This is a genomic window from Pseudomonas sp. DR 5-09 (assembly GCF_001655595.1).
Lineage (GTDB): Bacteria > Pseudomonadota > Gammaproteobacteria > Pseudomonadales > Pseudomonadaceae > Aquipseudomonas > Aquipseudomonas pharyngis.
Genome location: NZ_CP011566.1, coordinates 940705 through 957834 on the forward strand (window position 1 = coordinate 940705; position 17130 = coordinate 957834).

General features: G+C 60.4%; 14 protein-coding genes. 2 read left to right on the forward strand and 12 right to left on the reverse strand.

Features of this window, described 5'->3' with window-relative positions; genetic code table 11:
- Window positions 1-119 precede the first annotated feature (119 nt).
- Genes PDR5_RS04090 through PDR5_RS04105 form a run of 4 tightly spaced genes read right to left on the reverse strand, consistent with a single transcriptional unit; the run spans window position 120 to window position 3541 of the window.
- Complete coding sequence (locus PDR5_RS04090; RefSeq protein WP_039769215.1) at window positions 120-1274, reverse strand: osmoprotectant ABC transporter ATP-binding protein OsmV; 1155 nt, start codon at window positions 1272-1274, stop codon at window positions 120-122.
- Complete coding sequence (locus tag PDR5_RS04095; protein ID WP_007953690.1) at window positions 1271-1924, reverse strand: ABC transporter permease; 654 nt, start codon at window positions 1922-1924, stop codon at window positions 1271-1273. The genes PDR5_RS04090 and PDR5_RS04095 overlap by 4 nt, the downstream gene beginning before the upstream one ends.
- Window positions 1925-1937: 13 nt before the next feature.
- Entirely contained in the window at window positions 1938-2831 is an 894-nt protein-coding gene (locus PDR5_RS04100) for a glycine betaine ABC transporter substrate-binding protein (RefSeq protein WP_064593352.1), read from the reverse strand.
- Window positions 2832-2851: 20 nt separating this feature from the next.
- Entirely contained in the window at window positions 2852-3541 is a 690-nt protein-coding gene (locus tag PDR5_RS04105) for an ABC transporter permease (RefSeq protein WP_172829515.1), read from the reverse strand.
- Window positions 3542-4057: 516 nt separating this feature from the next.
- Here PDR5_RS04105 and PDR5_RS04110 point away from each other — a divergent pair.
- Together PDR5_RS04110 and PDR5_RS04115 are read left to right on the forward strand one after the other, a co-directional pair.
- Entirely contained in the window at window positions 4058-5641 is a 1584-nt protein-coding gene (locus tag PDR5_RS04110; RefSeq protein ID WP_011332431.1) for a peptide chain release factor 3, read from the forward strand.
- Window positions 5642-5976: 335 nt separating this feature from the next.
- Window positions 5977-6237, forward strand: a complete 261-nt coding sequence (locus PDR5_RS04115; protein WP_064593354.1) for a hypothetical protein — start codon at window positions 5977-5979, stop codon at window positions 6235-6237.
- Between the two features lie 107 nt (window positions 6238-6344).
- On the opposite strand, the gene PDR5_RS04120 is transcribed toward PDR5_RS04115, so the two are convergent.
- The 8 genes from PDR5_RS04120 to PDR5_RS04155 all read right to left on the reverse strand — a co-directional run bounded on the left by PDR5_RS04120 (window position 6345) and on the right by PDR5_RS04155 (window position 17119).
- Window positions 6345-7325 carry a peptide ABC transporter ATP-binding protein gene (locus PDR5_RS04120; RefSeq protein ID WP_007953682.1) on the reverse strand — a complete coding sequence of 327 codons (981 nt, stop codon included), beginning with the start codon at window positions 7323-7325 and terminating at the stop codon, window positions 6345-6347.
- On the reverse strand, window positions 7325-8293 hold the full coding sequence (locus PDR5_RS04125; RefSeq protein ID WP_011332433.1) for an ABC transporter ATP-binding protein: 969 nt from the start codon (window positions 8291-8293) through the stop codon (window positions 7325-7327). Before PDR5_RS04125 ends, PDR5_RS04120 begins: the two co-directional genes overlap by 1 nt.
- 10 nt (window positions 8294-8303) lie before the next feature.
- The gene (locus PDR5_RS04130; protein ID WP_039769224.1) at window positions 8304-9230 is read right to left on the reverse strand and encodes an ABC transporter permease subunit; all 927 of its coding nucleotides are present in this window, start codon (window positions 9228-9230) and stop codon (window positions 8304-8306) included.
- Between the two features lie 11 nt (window positions 9231-9241).
- The gene (locus PDR5_RS04135) at window positions 9242-10252 is read right to left on the reverse strand and encodes an ABC transporter permease subunit (RefSeq protein WP_047597886.1); all 1011 of its coding nucleotides are present in this window, start codon (window positions 10250-10252) and stop codon (window positions 9242-9244) included.
- Window positions 10253-10326: 74 nt separating this feature from the next.
- On the reverse strand, window positions 10327-11922 hold the full coding sequence (locus PDR5_RS04140; protein ID WP_064593355.1) for an ABC transporter substrate-binding protein: 1596 nt from the start codon (window positions 11920-11922) through the stop codon (window positions 10327-10329).
- Window positions 11923-12000: 78 nt separating this feature from the next.
- Window positions 12001-13416: an OprD family porin gene (locus tag PDR5_RS04145; RefSeq protein ID WP_064593356.1), complete on the reverse strand. Its 1416-nt coding sequence runs from the start codon at window positions 13414-13416 to the stop codon at window positions 12001-12003.
- A 177-nt stretch (window positions 13417-13593) separates the two neighbouring features.
- A complete protein-coding gene (locus PDR5_RS04150) occupies window positions 13594-15192 on the reverse strand; it encodes an ABC transporter substrate-binding protein (protein WP_064593357.1) in 1599 nt (532 codons plus the stop codon).
- A 301-nt stretch (window positions 15193-15493) separates the two neighbouring features.
- The gene (locus PDR5_RS04155) at window positions 15494-17119 is read right to left on the reverse strand and encodes an ABC transporter substrate-binding protein (protein WP_064593358.1); all 1626 of its coding nucleotides are present in this window, start codon (window positions 17117-17119) and stop codon (window positions 15494-15496) included.
- Window positions 17120-17130: the final 11 nt, after the last annotated feature.

The following is a 17130-nucleotide window of genomic DNA, read 5'->3' on the forward strand; positions in this document are numbered from 1 at the left end:
CGGGTTGAGGCCTCTGGCGTGTTGATATTTCTTGCCGGCTAATCGTCGGCAAAAAAATCACGGCTCTCAGGTTCCGGTGGTCGAAAAAAAGGGCTGTCGAGCAGCCCTTTTGCGTTTGATCAGGCCACCGCCTCGGCTGGCGACACAATATTGGTCTTCATTCCGCGCGATCGACCGGAACTCAGGTACGCCGCAATCGACTCTTGCGTAACCTCGCCGAGGAACACACGCTCGGCATCCATCACCGGCAGCCATGAGCGATTGAACTCGTACATGCGCGACAACAGGATGCGCAAATGCTCGTCGTAGGCAGCCGTGGCGTTGAACTCGCGCAGGAACTGCGCACAGGTGCCGGTCTGACGGTGCAGGTCACGACGGCGCACATACCCCAGCGCCTTGTTCTCAGCGTCAGTGACGACGACATAGCGACGGTCATGTTCGTCCATCAACTCCAGCGCGTCGGCCACCGGGGTTTCCGGGCTGACCGACGGCGCGTTGTCCGCCGCATCTTCGGCCTTTACCAGCAGCAGGCGTTTGAGGGTGCTGTCCTGACCGACGAAGTTGCTGACGAAATCATCCGCCGGGTGGGCGAGCAGGGTGTCCGGATGGTCGATCTGCAACAGCTTGCCGGCGCGGAAGATCGCGATCTTGTCGCCGAGCTTGATCGCTTCGTCGATGTCATGGCTGACCATGATCACGGTCTTGTTCAGTGCGCGTTGCATCTCGAAGAACTCGTTCTGGATCATCTCGCGGTTGATCGGGTCCACCGCGCCGAACGGTTCGTCCATCAGCAGCAGCGGTGCATCCGCCGCCAGCGCACGGATCACGCCGATCCGTTGCTGCTGGCCGCCGGACAGTTCGCGGGGGTAGCGATGCAGATACTGCTTGGGTTCAAGCTTGATCATGCTCATCAGTTCGCGGGCGCGGTCGTGGCATTTCTGTTTGTCCCAGCCGAGCAGTTTTGGCACGACGACGATGTTCTCTTCGATGGTCATGTTCGGGAACAGACCGATCTGCTGGATCACGTAGCCGATGTTGCGGCGCAGGGTCACTTCGTCGAGGTCGGTGGTGTCTTCGCCGTTGATCAGGATCTTGCCCGAGGTCGGTTTGATCAGGCGGTTGATCATTTTCAGCGTGGTGCTTTTGCCGCAACCCGATGGCCCGAGGAACACACAGATTTCGCCTTCATTGACGGTCAGGCTTACCGAGTCCACGGCTTTCACATCTTTGCCGTTGCTTTGGAAGGTCTTGCTGAGGTTTTGAAGTTCGATCATTTGAGGAGTCCTTTTGGAGTCAGCGAACGTTGCAGCCACTGCAAAATGAGGTCGGCGAAGATCGCCAGAAGACTGACCAGCAGCGCGCCGACGATGAGCATCGACATGTCACTGCGGCTGATGGAAGCGAGGATCAGCACACCGAGGCCGCCGGCGCCGATAGTCGCGGCGATGGTCATCACGCCGATGTTCATCACCACGGCGGTGCGTACGCCGGCGAGGATCACCGGCACGGCGATCGGCAACTCGACCATGCGCAAGCGTTGGCCGAAGGTCATGCCGATGCCGCGAGCGGCTTCGCGAATGCCCGGCTCGACGCCGGTCAGGGCGAGGTAGGTGTTGCGCATGATCGGCAGCAGTGAATAAAGGAACACGGCGGTGATCGCCGGCATCGGGCCGAGGCCCTGGCCGAATTTCGAGTAGAACGGCAGCAGCAGGCCGAACAGGGCAATCGACGGCACGGTCAGCAGCACCGTGGCGCTGGCCTGCAAGGGGCCGGCGAGGCTTGGGAAACGCGTCATCAGGATGCCCAGCGGCACGCCGATGAGGATTGCCAGGCTGACGGCAATGCCGACCAGGGTGATGTGCTGCCAGGTCAGGTGCATCACCTGCTGCCAGTCGAGGTGGGAAAAGGCGTTCAGGAATTCCATGGCTTTTCCTCCTTTAGTTCAGTGGATGCTGGCGCAGGAAGTCGGCAGCGACTTTCGACGGGCTCTCGTGATCGACATCGACCCGCGCGTTGAGCTGGCGCATGGTTTCGTCGTCGAACAGCTCGGCCAGCGGCTTGAGTTGCTCCGCCAGTTGCGGGTGGGCGTCGAGGTAGGCCTGACGCACGACCGGCGCAGCGGTGTAGTCCGGGAAGTAATGCTTGTCGTCTTCCAAAAGCTTCAGGCCGAAGGCGTTGAGGCGACCGTCGGTGGTGTAGACCAGACCGGCAAACACCTGACCGTTACGCAGCGCGGTGTAGACCAGCCCCGCGTCCATCTGCCGGATGTTCTTGCGGGTCAGGTTCATGTCGTAGAGCTTGACCATGCCGTCCAGACCGTCGGAGCGGTTGGCGAACTCGGTGTCCAGCGCCACCAGATGATTAGTTTTGGCTTCAGCGCGCAGCACTTCGTTCAACTGGCTGATGGTGTGGATCTGCGGATATTCCTCGGCCACGGTCTTCGGCAGGGCGAGGGCGTAGGTGTTGCTGAATTTCGACGGTGTCAGCCAGACCAGGCCTTTTTTCGCGTCGAGTTCTTTCACCCGGGCGTAGGACTGTGCGCTGTCGAGTTTCTCGGTGACATGGTTGTAGGCCACCAGCGACACGCCGGTGTACTCCCAGAGCATGTCCAGTTGTCCGGTTTCGTGGGCGCTGCGGGCCAGGTTACTGCCCAGGCCACCGGTGATCTGCGCGTCGTAGCCTTTGCTGCGCAGGTATTGCGCGGTGATTTCCGCGAGCAGGGTCTGCTCGGTAAATACTCGGGCGCCGAGGCGAATCACCGGTTTGTCGGCGGCTTGGGCGATCCCTGCGAAGAGCAGCACGCAGCCCAGAATCAAACTAAGTCTTTTCATAAATATTCCTTCGCAAAGCCTCAAGACGGGCGCAAACCGCGTTCCAGCCAGAGACGGCTGGCGAGGGTGACCACGCCATCGAGCAGCAGGGCCAGCAGCGCGGTGCACGCGGCGCCGAGCAGCAGTTGCGGCTGATTGTTCAGGGCGATGCCGGGGAAGATCAGGCTGCCGAGGCTGTTGGCGCCGATCAGGAAGGCCAGCGGCGCGGTGCCAACGTTGATCGCCAAAGCCACTCGCACACCGCCGACGATGATCGGCACGGCGTTGGGCAACTCGACTTTCCACAGCACCTGGCGCGGGGTCATGCCGATGCCGACGGCGGCCTCTTTCAGCGAGCCCTGGACGTTTTTCAGGCCTTCGTAGGTGTTGCGCACAATCGGCAACAGCGAGGCGAGGAACAGGGCGAAGATCGCCGGACCGCTGCCGATGCCGAGAATCCCCAGGGCAATCGCCAGCACGGCCAGCGGCGGCACGGTGTTGCCGATGTTGAAGATCTGCATGAAGCGTTCGGCGCGGCCGACCATGGTCGGGCGGCTCAGGAAAATACCGGCGGGGAGTCCCACGACAAGGGCGGCCAGCATTGAGGCGAGGACGAGAATCAGATGAGCTTGCAGGTAAAACAACAAATCGTCGCGGTAGTGTTCGATCGTGTTGATGCCGATCCAGTGGACCAGCAGGGCCAGGAGCGCGATCACCACCGCACCTCCCATCAGCCCTTTGCCATAGCGGATAGCCACAGGCGGACTCCTTTTTTTAGTCGGCGAACGCAGTCCCGTGTTCAGTGGCCGGGGTGGTCAATTTTGTTAGCCCAACTTCGGCGCCAGAAGTTCATATCCTGCGTTGCTGTTCCTCGCCATAGCGAGCTATGACTCGTCACAGCGCCTTGGCTATGAACTGCTGGCATCCAAATTTGAGCCAACAAAATTGACCACCCCGGCCACCTGCCAAGCCTTGGCTGCCGGGAGAGTCGTTCGCGAGAAGCAGCTTTTTTTCAGCCCGGCAAAAGCGGTCTGAAAGCGAGCCATGAGCGCAGCCTCGTCAGGCTAACTTGCTGATTTTTCAGCCCCTGACGAATTGTCGTAACAGGGGATGGACGTCTCCGTGCTTTAAAAGGTTCCCATCCGAGGCAGCATTTGGCCACCCTTAATGTGCTCAACGGTTCGGTTATTGAATCGAGTTGGGCTATAATCGCCGCCCTTTTTTGAATCACCGCCAGGCGATTTCCCATGACCAGACAGGCCGCCGAAGTCGCGAAACGCCGCACTTTCGCCATTATTTCCCACCCCGATGCCGGTAAAACCACCATCACCGAAAAGCTCTTGCTGATGGGCAAGGCGATTGCCGTGGCCGGTACGGTGAAATCCCGTAAATCCGACCGCCACGCGACATCCGACTGGATGGAGATGGAAAAGCAGCGGGGTATCTCGATCACCACGTCGGTCATGCAGTTCCCGTATCGCGAACACATGATCAACCTGCTCGACACCCCGGGCCACGAAGACTTCTCCGAAGACACCTACCGCACCCTGACCGCGGTGGACTCGGCATTGATGGTTCTCGACGGCGGTAAAGGTGTAGAGCCACGTACCATCGCGCTGATGGACGTCTGCCGTCTGCGTGACACGCCGATCGTCAGCTTCATCAACAAACTCGACCGTGACATCCGCGACCCGATCGAACTGCTCGACGAAATCGAAGCCGTCCTGAAGATCAAGGCTGCGCCGATCACCTGGCCGATCGGTTGCTACCGCGACTTCAAGGGCGTGTACCACCTGGCCGACGACTACATCATCGTCTACACCGCCGGTCACGGTCACGAACGCACCGAAACCAAGATCATCGAGAAGCTCGATTCCGACGAAGCACGCGCGCATCTGGGCGACGAGTACGAGCGTTTCCTCGAACAGCTGGAACTGGTGCAGGGCGCCTGCCACGAGTTCAACCAGCAGGAGTTCCTCGACGGTCAACTGACCCCGGTGTTCTTCGGTACTGCATTGGGCAACTTCGGGGTCGACCATGTGCTCGACGCTGTGGTCGACTGGGCCCCACGTCCGCTGCCGCGCGTGGCCAATGAGCGCACCGTGGAGCCGGTGGAAGAGAAGTTCTCGGGCTTCATCTTCAAGATCCAGGCGAACATGGACCCGAAACATCGCGACCGTATCGCCTTCATGCGTATCTGCTCCGGCAAGTACGAGAAAGGCATGAAAATGCGTCACGTGCGTACCGGCAAGGACGTGCGCATCGGCGACGCCCTGACGTTCTTCTCCTCCGAGCGTGAACAGTTGGAAGAGGCGTATGCCGGCGACATCATCGGTCTGCACAACCATGGCACGATCCAGATCGGCGACACCTTCAGCGAAGGCGAAACCCTGGGCTTCACCGGTATCCCGCACTTCGCCCCGGAACTGTTCCGTCGCGTACGCCTGCGCGACCCGCTGAAATCCAAGCAACTGCGTCAGGGCCTGCAGCAGTTGGCCGAAGAAGGCGCAACCCAGGTGTTCTTCCCGGAGCGCAGCAACGACATCATCCTCGGCGCCGTCGGTGTGCTGCAGTTCGATGTGGTCGCCAGCCGCCTGAAAGAGGAATACAAGGTCGAGTGCTCCTACGAGCCGATCACCGTGTACTCCGCGCGCTGGATCGAATGCAGCGACAAGAAGAAGCTCGAGGAATTCTCCAACAAGGCCGTGGAAAACCTGGCACTGGACGGCGGCGGTCACCTGACCTACCTCGCGCCGACGCGGGTCAACCTGGCCCTGATGGAAGAGCGCTGGCCGGACGTGAAATTCCGTGCGACCCGTGAGCACCACTAAGCGCTGATTGGCTGCACCCAAAACCCCGTCGCGAAAGCTGCGGGGTTTTTTATTGCCGGAAAATACCTGTGGGGAGCGAGCCCGCTCGCGATAGCGGATGGTCAACCGAAGTTGGACGGGCTCATCAATCGCCATCGCGAGCAGGCTCGCTCCCACAGCAGACCTTCCACATTAGATGGATTGGGTATAGGCGTTATTTCCAACCAGTCTCTACAGCCACGGCATTTCCAGCCGCTCCACAACGTCCTATCTGGTGAACCCGGCGGATCGGAACTAGATTTCAATCAGCGTCAGGTCAGCATGAATTTCTCACCTGGAACAGGATGGACTCGGCTATGAAAAGCAGGTTGCTACGGATTTTGCTGCTATTGAAAGTGATGGTGATGCTGTCCCTCGGCACCGCGACGGCCTGGGCCGAGTGCGAGGATCACGACACCCAGGCGTCCAGCGGTCAGGTGGGGCACAGCGCGCTGATGCTGGCCAAGTCCGAGTCCGAGCCGGGCGATCAGGGCCAGGGTGGCAGCGCCGACGATGACGACTCGACCACCGACGAGCCGGACTCCGATGATCCGGATGAGGGCGACAGCCAGACGTAGATTCCGGACAAAAGAAAACCCCTTCTTTCTCGACTGATGCGCAATCGAGGCAGAAGGGGTTTGGTCAACTCATCAACAACCCGCCCCGGGAAACGGGGCGGGTTTTTTCAGGCCGCGCCGTCGAGGAACTGCTCGGCGTAGTGGCACGCGACCTGACGCGTGTCGAGCTGGCGCAGGGCCGGCTCTTCGCTGCTGCAACGCGCGGTGGCGTATGGGCAGCGCTTGTGGAACGCGCAGCCAGGCGGCGGGTTCAGCGGGTTGGGCAACTCGCCGACGATCTTGATTTTCGGCTTGTCCGGATCCGGATGGATGGTTGGGGTCGCCGACAACAGCGCCTGGGTGTACGGGTGCAGAGGGCGGGCATAGATGTCGTGCTTCGGACCGATTTCCACCGGGCGACCGAGGTACATCACCATCACGTCATCGGCCACGTGCTGCACCACCGCCAGGTTGTGCGAGATGAACACGTAACCGGTGTTGAACTCCTGCTGCATGTCCATGAACAGGTTCAGCACCTGCGCCTGGATCGACACGTCCAGCGCCGAGGTCGGTTCGTCCGCCACCAGCACTTTCGGTTGTAGCATCATGGCGCGGGCCAGCGCGATACGCTGACGCTGACCGCCGGAGAACATGTGCGGATAACGCTGGTAGTGCTCGGGACGCAAGCCGACCTGCTTCATCATCGCCTGGACTTTCTCGCGACGTTCGGCGGCCGACAGGTTGGTGTTGATCAGCAGCGGCTCGGCCAGCTGATCACCGATTTTCTGCCGTGGGTTCAACGATGCGTACGGGCTCTGGAACACCATCTGCACGTCTTTGCGCAGTTGCTTGCGCTGAGCCTTGTCGGCGCCGGCCACTTCTTGCCCGGCGATTTTCAGGGAGCCGGATGACGGCTCTTCGATCAGGGTCAGGGCGCGGGCGAGGGTGGATTTGCCGCAGCCCGATTCACCGACGACGGCGAGGGTCTTACCCGCTTCCAGCTCGAACGACACGCCGTTGAGGGCGCGCACGGTGGCGTGGCCCTTGAACAGGCCACGGGAGACTTCGTAGTGACGGGTCAGGTCGCGGGCGGTAAGTACGACGGCCATTACGCCACCTCCTGGTTCAGCGGATAGAAGCAGCGGGCGAGGCTGTGGCTTTTCGGGTCAAGGGTCGGACGCTGCGCGCGGCAGCTGTCCTGCACGTACGGGCAGCGCGGCGACAGCAGGCAGCCTTGCGGGCGGTCGTAACGGCCGGGAACGATGCCCGGCAGCGTCGCGAGACGCTCGGCACCCTGACTGTGCTCCGGAATCGCCTTGAGCAGCGCTTCGCTGTACGGGTGGGCCGGGATGTCGAACAGTTGCGGCACCTGCCCGACTTCAACGGCCTGGCCGGCGTACATCACGCACACGCGCTGAGCGGTTTCGGCCACCACGGCGAGGTCGTGGGTGATCAGCACCAGGCCCATGTTCTGCTCTTTCTGCAACGCCAGCAGCAGGTCCATGATCTGCGCCTGAATCGTTACGTCGAGTGCGGTGGTCGGCTCGTCGGCGATCAGCAGTTTCGGCTCGCCGGCAATCGCCATGGCAATCGCCACACGCTGGCTCATGCCGCCGGACAGTTGGTGCGGGTAGGCGTCCATACGGCTGGCGGCGCCCGGGATCTCGACTTTTTCCAGCAGTTCGATCGCACGCTTGCGCGCTTGCTTGCCGGACATTTTCAGGTGCAGGCGCAGCACTTCTTCGATCTGGAAACCGACGGTGTAGCTTGGGTTCAGCGCGGTCATCGGGTCCTGGAACACCATCGCCAGGTCTTTGCCGACGATCTGCCGACGCTGGCGGTTGTTCAGCTTGAGCATGTTCTTGCCGTCGAAGCTCAGCGAATCGGCGGTGACGATCCCCGGGTGCTCGATCAGGCCCATCAGCGCCATCATGGTCACGGACTTGCCGGAACCCGACTCGCCCACGATCGCCAGGACTTCGCCCTTGTCGACTTTCAGGTCGAGGCCGTCGACGACCGGGGTGGCGTTCTTGTCGCCGAAGCGAACGTTGAGATTCTTGATTTCTAACAGTGACATGGGAATCTCCTCAGGCGGCGTTCTTGAGTTTCGGGTCCAGCGCATCGCGCAGGCCGTCGCCCATCAAGTTGATTGCCAGCACGCTGAGCAAAATGGTCAAACCAGGCAGACTCACCACCCACCAGGCGCGTTCGATGTAGTCGCGGGCCGAAGCCAGCATGGTGCCCCACTCAGGGGTTGGCGGCTGGACGCCGAGGCCGAGGAAGCCCAGGGCGGCGGCATCGAGGATCGCCGAGGAGAAGCTCAGGGTCGCCTGAACGATCAGCGGTGCCATGCAGTTCGGCAGCACGGTGATGAACATCAGGCGTGGCAGACCGGCACCGGCCAGGCGCGCGGCGGTCACGTAGTCGCGGTTCAGCTCACCCATCACGGCGGCACGGGTCAGACGCACGTAGGACGGCAAGGACACCACGGCAATCGCGATCACGGTGTTGATCAGGCCAGGGCCGAGGATGGCGACGATGGCCACGGCCAGCAGCAGCGATGGCAGAGCCAGCATGATGTCCATCAGACGCATGATGGTCGGACCGACCACTTTCGGGAAGAAACCGGCGAACAGACCCAGCAGGATCCCCGGGATCAGCGACATCACCACCGACGACAGACCGATCAGCAGCGACAGGCGCGAACCCTGGATCAGACGCGACAGCAGGTCGCGACCCAGTTCATCGGTGCCGAGCAGGAATTGCATCTGACCGCCTTCGAGCCACGCCGGCGGCGTCAGCAGGAAGTCACGGTATTGCTCGCTCGGGTTATGCGGGGCGACCCACGGCGCGAAGATCGCGCAGAAAATCACCAGCAGCATGAACAGCAGGCCGGCGACGGCGCCCTTGTTCTTGGCGAAAGCCTGCCAGAACTCTTTGTACGGTGACGGGTACAGCAGACTTTGATCCACGGCGGTGGCGGCGGTGACTACTGAGGAAGTTGGAGTGCTCATGGGTATTGACCTCAGCGCTGATGACGGATGCGTGGGTTGGCAAAGCCGTAGAGGATATCCACCACGAAGTTGACCAGAATCACCAGGCAGGCGATTAACAGGATGCCGTTTTGCACAACCGGGTAGTCCCGGGCGCCGATGGCTTCGATCAGCCATTTACCGATGCCGGGCCAGGAGAAGATGGTTTCGGTCAGGACCGCACCGGCCAGCAGAGTGCCGACCTGCAGGCCGACCACGGTCAGCACCGGAATCAGCGCGTTGCGCAGGCCGTGGACGAACACCACGCGCGACGGCGACAGGCCTTTGGCCCTGGCGGTACGGATGTAGTCTTCACGCAGCACTTCGAGCATCGACGAACGGGTCATCCGCGCGATCACCGCCAGCGGAATGGTGCCCAGCACGATGGCCGGCAGGATCAGGTGGTGCAGGGCATCGAGGAACGCGCCCATGTCATCGGCCAGCAGGGTGTCAATCAGCATGAAGCCGGTGCGCGGCTCGATGTCGTAGAGCAGGTCGATCCGCCCGGACACCGGGGTCCAGCCCAGGCTCACCGAGAAGAACATGATGAGGATCAGGCCCCACCAGAAGATCGGCATCGAGTAACCCGCGAGGGAGATGCCCATCACCCCGTGGTCAAACAGGGATCCTCGCTTGAGAGCCGCGATCACCCCGGCCAAGAGGCCCAGGATGCCAGCGAACAGCAGGGCGGCCATGGACAGTTCCAGGGTCGCCGGGAAGAGGGAGGTGAACTCGGTCCATACGCTCTCACGGGTGCGCAGGGATTCGCCGAGATCGCCGTGGGCCAGTTTGCCGATGTAGTCCAGGTACTGGGCGTACAGCGGTTTGTTCAGACCGAGGCGTTCCATTGCCTGAGCGTGCATTTCGGGGTCGACCCGACGTTCGCCCATCATCACTTCCACGGGGTCGCCGGGAATCATGCGAATCAACGCGAAAGTCAGCAAGGTGATGCCGAAAAACGTGGGGATCAACAACCCCAGTCGGCGGGCAATAAAACTAAACATCGTGTGTGGTACCTCATCAGCCGGTTAGGCGTGCCCGGTTTCCCTGGGGTCAGGGAAACCGGGAGTTTTCTTATCTACTTCACCTGGGTGGTGGCGAAGTTATTGGTTGTCAGAGGGCTGATGTGATAACCCTCTACGTTGTTGCGCATTGCGGTGAACATGCGGGTGTGGGCCATGCTGATCCACGGCTGATCCTGATTGAACAGCACTTGAGCCTGTTCATACAGCCTGGCGCGTTCGGCCGGATCTACTTTAGCCCGTGCTTCGTCGAGCAGGGCCTGGAATTTCTCGTTGCACCAGCGCGCGTAGTTTTCGCCGTTCTTGGCGGCTTCGCAACTGAGCATAGGCGTCAGGAAGTTATCCGGGTCGCCGTTGTCGCCCGCCCATCCGGCCGAGACCATGTCGTGCTCGCCGGCCTTGGCGCGTTTGAGCATCTCGCCCCATTCCATCACGCGGATGTCGATCTTGATCCCGACTTTCGCCAGGTCAGCCTGCATCATCTGCGCGCCGAGCATCGGGTTCGGGTTGGTCGGGCCACCGCCGTTGCGGGTGAACAGGGTGAACGTGGTGCCTTCCGGTACTCCGGCTTCCTTGAGCAGGGCACGGGCCTTGTCGAGGTCACGTGGCGGGTTTTTCAGCTCGTGGTTATAGCCCAGCAGGGTTGGCGGGTACGGGTTGACCGCAACCGTCGCGTTGCCTTTGCCGAACAGGGCGTTGACGTAGGCTTCCTTGTCGAAGGCGATGTCGATCGCCTTACGCACCCGCACGTCGCTGATGTACTTGTGCTGGGTGTTCATGGCGACGTACGAGACGGTCATCGCATCCAGTTCGTCGACTTTCAGATTGCTGTCTTTCTTGATGCTCGGGATGTCATCCGGTTTCGGGTACAGCGCGATCTGGCACTCATTGGCCTTGAGTTTCTGCAAGCGCACGTTGTTGTCGGTGGCAATCGCCAGGATCAGCGCGTCAGCCGGCGCCTTGCCGCGGAAGTAGTCCGGGTTGGCCTTGAAGCGTACCTGGGCGTCCTTGTTGTAGCGCTGGAAGATGAATGGCCCGGTGCCGACCGGTTTGCTGTTCAGATCGCCTGTCTTGTTGGCCTTGAGCAACTGATCGGCGTACTCGGCCGAGTAGATCGAGGAGAACGCCATGGCGATGTCGGCCAGGAATGGCGCTTCGCGACGGGTCAGGGTGAACTTGACGGTGCTGTCGTCGACTTTCTCGACGCTTTTGAGCAGTTCCTTGAAGCCCATGCTTTCAAAGTACGGGAAGCCCACGCTCGACAGCTTGTGCCACGGGTGATTCGGGTCCAGCTGACGCTGGAAACTCCAGACCACGTCGTCGGCGTTCAGGTCGCGGGTCGGCTTGAAATATTCGGTGGTGTGAAACTTGACACCTTTGCGCAGGTGGAACGTGTAGGTCAGGCCGTCTTCGCTGATGTCCCACGACTCGGCCAGCGCCGGAATCACTTCGGTGGTACCGGGCTTGAAGTCCGCCAGACGGTTGAAGATGGTTTCGGCCACCGCGTCGGCAGTGACTGCAGTCGTGTACTGGACCATATCGAAGCCTTCCGGACTGGCTTCGGTGCAGACCACCAAGGGTTTGGCCGAGACGCCGACAGCGACACTCAGCAACGCAGCCGCGATGGCCGCACGTAGGGGAAGCATTTTCATCAAGAACCCTCTGCAATCGGTTGAAGACAAAAAGCCGAACGGCCGACTCGTCACTGAGTCAGCCGTCGGCTGGCGTTTTTACAGGATGTTGAATGGAACGGTGGTCACCAGACGGAACTCGTTGATGCTGCCGTCAGCCTGGTTCTCGCTCGCGCGGTGCGCGGTGTAGGTCGCACGAACGGTGGTGGCTTTCAGAGGACCGCTCTGTACCGCATAAGCGGCACCGATCCCGTATTCATAGTGATGCTCGCCGTCCATCGACTGCACGCCATCGTAGCCGCCACCCTTGTAGTGAGTGCCGTCGATGCCCCAGCCGCGGGCTTGGTAGATGTTGAACTTCAGGCCTGGCACGCCGTATTCGGCCATGTTCAGACCGTAGGCCACCTGGAAGGATTTCTCGTTCGGGCCGTTGAAGTCCGACAGCAGGGAGTTGGCCAGGTAGATGCCGTTTGTTTCGTGCAGGTAGTCGAAGTACTCGTTACCGTTCACTTCCTGGTAGGAGAAGGTCAGGGTATGCGCTTGGTGGGTCAGACCGAACGACAGGGAGTAGGTGTCGTTGTCGATTTCACCGAGTTTTTTCTTACCTTCGTCCACGGTCTTGTAGTAGTTCAGACCGGTGGTCAGGGCCAGAACCGAGCTGTCACCCAGCACGTGAGTGGCGCCGAAGTAGTACTGGTTCCACAGGTCTTCGGCCTGGGTGCCCCACAGGCTGGTGGTCAGGCTGGCGAACGGCTGGTACGAGATACCGCCGGTGTGAACGTGGTCGGCTTCGGCATCGATCGCGCCGTATTCGGAGCGGAATTTGCTCAGGCTTTCTTCGGTACGCGGCGACACGCGGTCGAACGAGGCCAGGTCGAAGGACAGGTTGTTCAGCTCTTCGCTGTGGATCGCGAGACCTTCGAAGCTCGATGGCAGCGGACGGTTGCCGATCACATCAACCTGCGGGCTGCTGAAGTTCATGCGACCGGCGGTCAGGGTGGTGTTGGAGATCCGCGCCTTGACGTTGGCCAGGCCGACTTTGCTCCACTGGCCCTGGGCTTCGCCGCCTTCACGGGTCAGGGTACGGTTGTTGCCCGCGCCTGGACGGGTGCCCGGTGCGCCGCCGTTGTTGGCCGCCAGGTTCTCGCGGTCACGCTCCAGCGCGATGGCGTTGTACGCCGCCACTTCGGTGCTGAAACCGACGGTGCCTTCGGTGAAGCCCGAGTTGTACTTGACGATGGTGCCCTGCACCCAGTTGATACGGCGGTCGGTCGGGGTGGCCACACCATCCTTGCGATAGGTGAACTTGCCGCCGCGTTTCAGTTGTTCGTTGGCGTACCAGTTTCGGGTCGTGCCGCTGATTGTGGAGCCTTCGAGAAAGCCGGTGGCTTCAGCCTGGGCGCTCTTCTCGTTGACAGTCACCGGGGTGAACGCCTGGCTTTGGGTTTCCGCATAAGCCGTGGCGGTGATGCTGCTGATGGCCAGGGCCAGTATCGCGGTATTGCTCAGTTTCATGGGTGAAGCTCCTTTACTTTCTTTTTATGCCGGCTTTTTTGGGTTGGCCGGTTATTGGTTTAGAACTCATTCACACATCGCAAACGTTTGCAAAAGGCCTGATTGGCGAATTTCGGCAAAGCGCTTGCGTGAGGGGGTAGACGGCCCCCTCAGCATTGCGGCTAATCGGTTTTTTGTTTAATCGATGCTGACACCCGAAAACACGTTGCGACCGAACGGGCTCACCTTGAACCCTTCGACTTTGGCGCTCAGCGGCTGGTTGACCGTCGAGTGGGCGACAGGCGTGATCGGCACTTGCTGCTTGAGCAGTTGCTGGGCCTGTTTGTAGAGCACGGTGCGCTGGTCACGGTCGGTGACGACCTTGGCCTGTTTGATCAGCTTGTCGTAAGCCGGATCGCACCACATGGAGTAGTTGTTGCCGCCGATGGCATCGCAGCTGTAGAGCGTGCCGAGCCAGTTGTCCGGATCCCCGTTGTCACCGGTCCAGCCGATCAGGCTCACGTCGTGCTCGCCATTCTTGGTGCGCTTGATGTACTCGCCCCATTCGTAGCTGACGATCTTCACTTTCAGACCGATCTTGGCCCAGTCGGCCTGGAGCATTTCGGCCATCAGTTTGGCGTTCGGGTTGTACGGACGTTGTACCGGCATCGCCCACAGGGTGATCTCGGTGCCTTCCTTGACGCCGGCAGCCTTGAGCAGCTCTTTGGCTTTCTCCGGGTTATAGGCGGCGTCCTTGATCGTGTCGTCGTAGGACCATTGGGTCGGCGGCATGGCATTGACGGCCAGTTGACCGGCGCCTTGATAAACAGCGTTGAGAATGCCCTGTTTATTCACCGCCATGTCCAGCGCCTGACGCACTTCGAGCTGGTCGAACGGCTTGTGGCGCACGTTGTAGGCGATATAGCCGAGGTTGAAGCCCGGCTTCTCGATCAATTGCAGTTTCGGGTCGTTCTTCAGTGCCGGCACATCGGCCGGACGCGGGTGCAGGGTGACCTGGCATTCGCCGGCCTTGAGCTTTTGCACACGTACCGAGGCGTCGGTATTGATCGCGAAAATCAGGTTCTTCAGCTTCACCCGGCTCGGATCCCAGTAGTGCGGGTTGCCGGTGTAGCGAATGTTCGAGTCTTTCTGGTAGCTCTTGAACACGAACGGGCCAGTGCCGATTGGCTTCTGGTTGATGTCGCTCGGCTTGCCTTCGGCCAGCAGTTTGTCGGCGTACTCGGCGGACAGGATGGCGGCGAAGCTCATGGCGATATTCTGGATGAACGCGGCGTCGACGCTGTTGAGCGTGAACTGCACGGTCAGTGGCCCGGTCTTCTCGACCTTGGCGATGTTCTTGTTGAGGCTCATCCCGTTGAAATACGGGAACTCGGTCGGATAAGCCTTACGGAAAGGCTGTTGCGGATCGAGCATGCGGTTAAACGTGAACAGCACGTCGTCGGCGTTGAAATCGCGTGTAGGTTTGAAGTACGGCGTTGTATGAAATTTCACCCCTTCACGCAGGTGAAAGGTGTACTTGAGGCCGTCCTCGGAAATATCCCAGCTGGTTGCGAGGCCCGGTACTACACCGGTCGCGCCTTTTTCGAACTCGGCCAGTCGGTTGTACAGCGGTTCGGCGGCGTCGTTATCGGTCGCCGTTGTGTACTGCGCGGTATCGAAACCGGCCGGACTGCCTTCGGAGCAAAACACCAGGCTGTCGCTGGCGGCATGACTGGCGGACGTGGCGGCCAACAGGCCGGCGCCCAGCAATGCGGAAAAAACCAAGGTATGGCGCATGACGCTCCCTCTTTTTTAGTGTTTTTCAATGCGCCGCGATCCCGTCCAGGGACGTTGTAGCTGCATTGAGCTCAAACCGAAACGAACAGCAAAAACCGAAAGCCCACGCAGTCACTGGTCAGAACCCGACGGTAGGGGCCGTGGGTCTGGCAGTAAATGCGCTGAGTCCTAAAGACTCGTAGGAAAAGGCGACACGTCCTAAACCATCCCGGTCAGACGGGCTGGAAAAGGTTGTAGGCAAATTCCTTACTTCTCGGCAAAAAAAACAGCGGCGACGCTGAAAACGTCGCCGCTGCCTCTTTTATTTGCTGACGCTGACGCCGTAGAAGGAGTTCAAGCCGAACGGGCTGATCTTGAAGTCCTGCACGTTGGCGCGCATGGGTTGATACACCGTCGAGTGAGCGATAGGTGTCATAGGGACTGCATCTTTGAGGACGTGCTGCGCCTCTTTGTAGAGTTCGGTGCGCTTGGCCTGGTCAGTGGTGCGCTTGGCTTCTTTCACGAGGCCGTCGAATTTCTTGTCGCACCATTTGGAGAAGTTGTTGCCGCTCAGGGAGTCGCAACCAAACAGCACGTTGAGCCAGTTGTCCGGATCACCATTGTCACCGCTCCAGCCAATCAGCATGCCCTGGTTCTCGCCACCCTTGGAGCGCTTGATGTACTCGCCCCACTCGTAGCTCTGAATCTTCACGTTCAGACCGATTTTCTTCCAGTCGGACTGGAGCATTTCGGCCATCAGCTTGGCGTTCGGGTTGTACGGACGCTGAACCGGCATCGCCCACAGGACGATCTCGGTACCTTCCTTGACGCCGGCTTCCTTGAGCAGCTGCTTGGCTTTCTCAGGATCGTACTTGGCGTCCTTGATGGTGGTGTCGTAGGACCACTGGGTCGGAGGCATGGCGTTGACGGCCAGTTGTCCGGCGCCCTGGTAAACCGAATCGATGATCTGTGGCTTGTTGACCGACATGTCCAGCGCCTGGCGAACGCGCAGGTCGGCCAGCGGGTTAGGCTCGTTGCTGCCCTTGACCTTGTCCATCACGTTGTAGGCGATGTAGCCCAGGTTGAAGCCAGCCTGGTCAGGCATCTTCAGCGCAGGATCGGCTTTCAATGCCGCGAGGTCGGCCGGACGCGGGAACAGGGTGACCTGGCACTCGTTCTTCTTCAGCTTCTGGATACGTACCGACGGGTCGGTGGTGATGGCGAAGATCAGGTTGTCGATCTTCACGTCTTCAGGCTTCCAGTACTCCTTGTTGCCGGTGTAGCGGATGTTGGAGTCTTTCTGGTAGCTCTTGAACACGAACGGACCAGTGCCGATCGGCTTCTGGTTGATGTCGGCAGCCTTGCCTTCTTTCAGCAGCTGGGCTGCGTACTCGGCGGACTGGATCGACGCGAAGCTCATGGCCATGTTCTGGATGAACGCGGCGTCGACTTCTTTCAGAGTGAACTTGACGGTGTGGTCGTCGACTTTATCGATCTTGGTGATGTTGGTGTCCATCCCCATGTCGGTGAAGTACGGGAATTCGGTCGGGTACGCCTTACGGAACGGGTCATCCTTGTTAATCATGCGATTGAAGGTGAACAGCACGTCGTCGGCGTTGAACTCACGAGTCGGCTTGAAATACGGGGTGGTGTGGAACTTGACGCCTTCACGCAGGTGGAAGGTGTAAGTCAGGCCGTCATCCGAGATGTCCCACTTGGTCGCCAGCCCAGGAATCACGGCGGTACCGCCACGCTCGAACTGGGTCAGACGGTTGAACATGGTTTCGGCTGAGGCGTCGAAGTCGGTTCCGGTGGTGTATTGGCCTGGATCGAAACCGGCCGGGCTGCCTTCGGAGCAGAACACCAGGTTAGTCGCAGCGGTGGCGAAAGGTGCGGAGGCTAACAAGCCTGCGCCGACTAAAAACGGAATGACCGCGTGTTTAAGCATGTTGGCCTCAT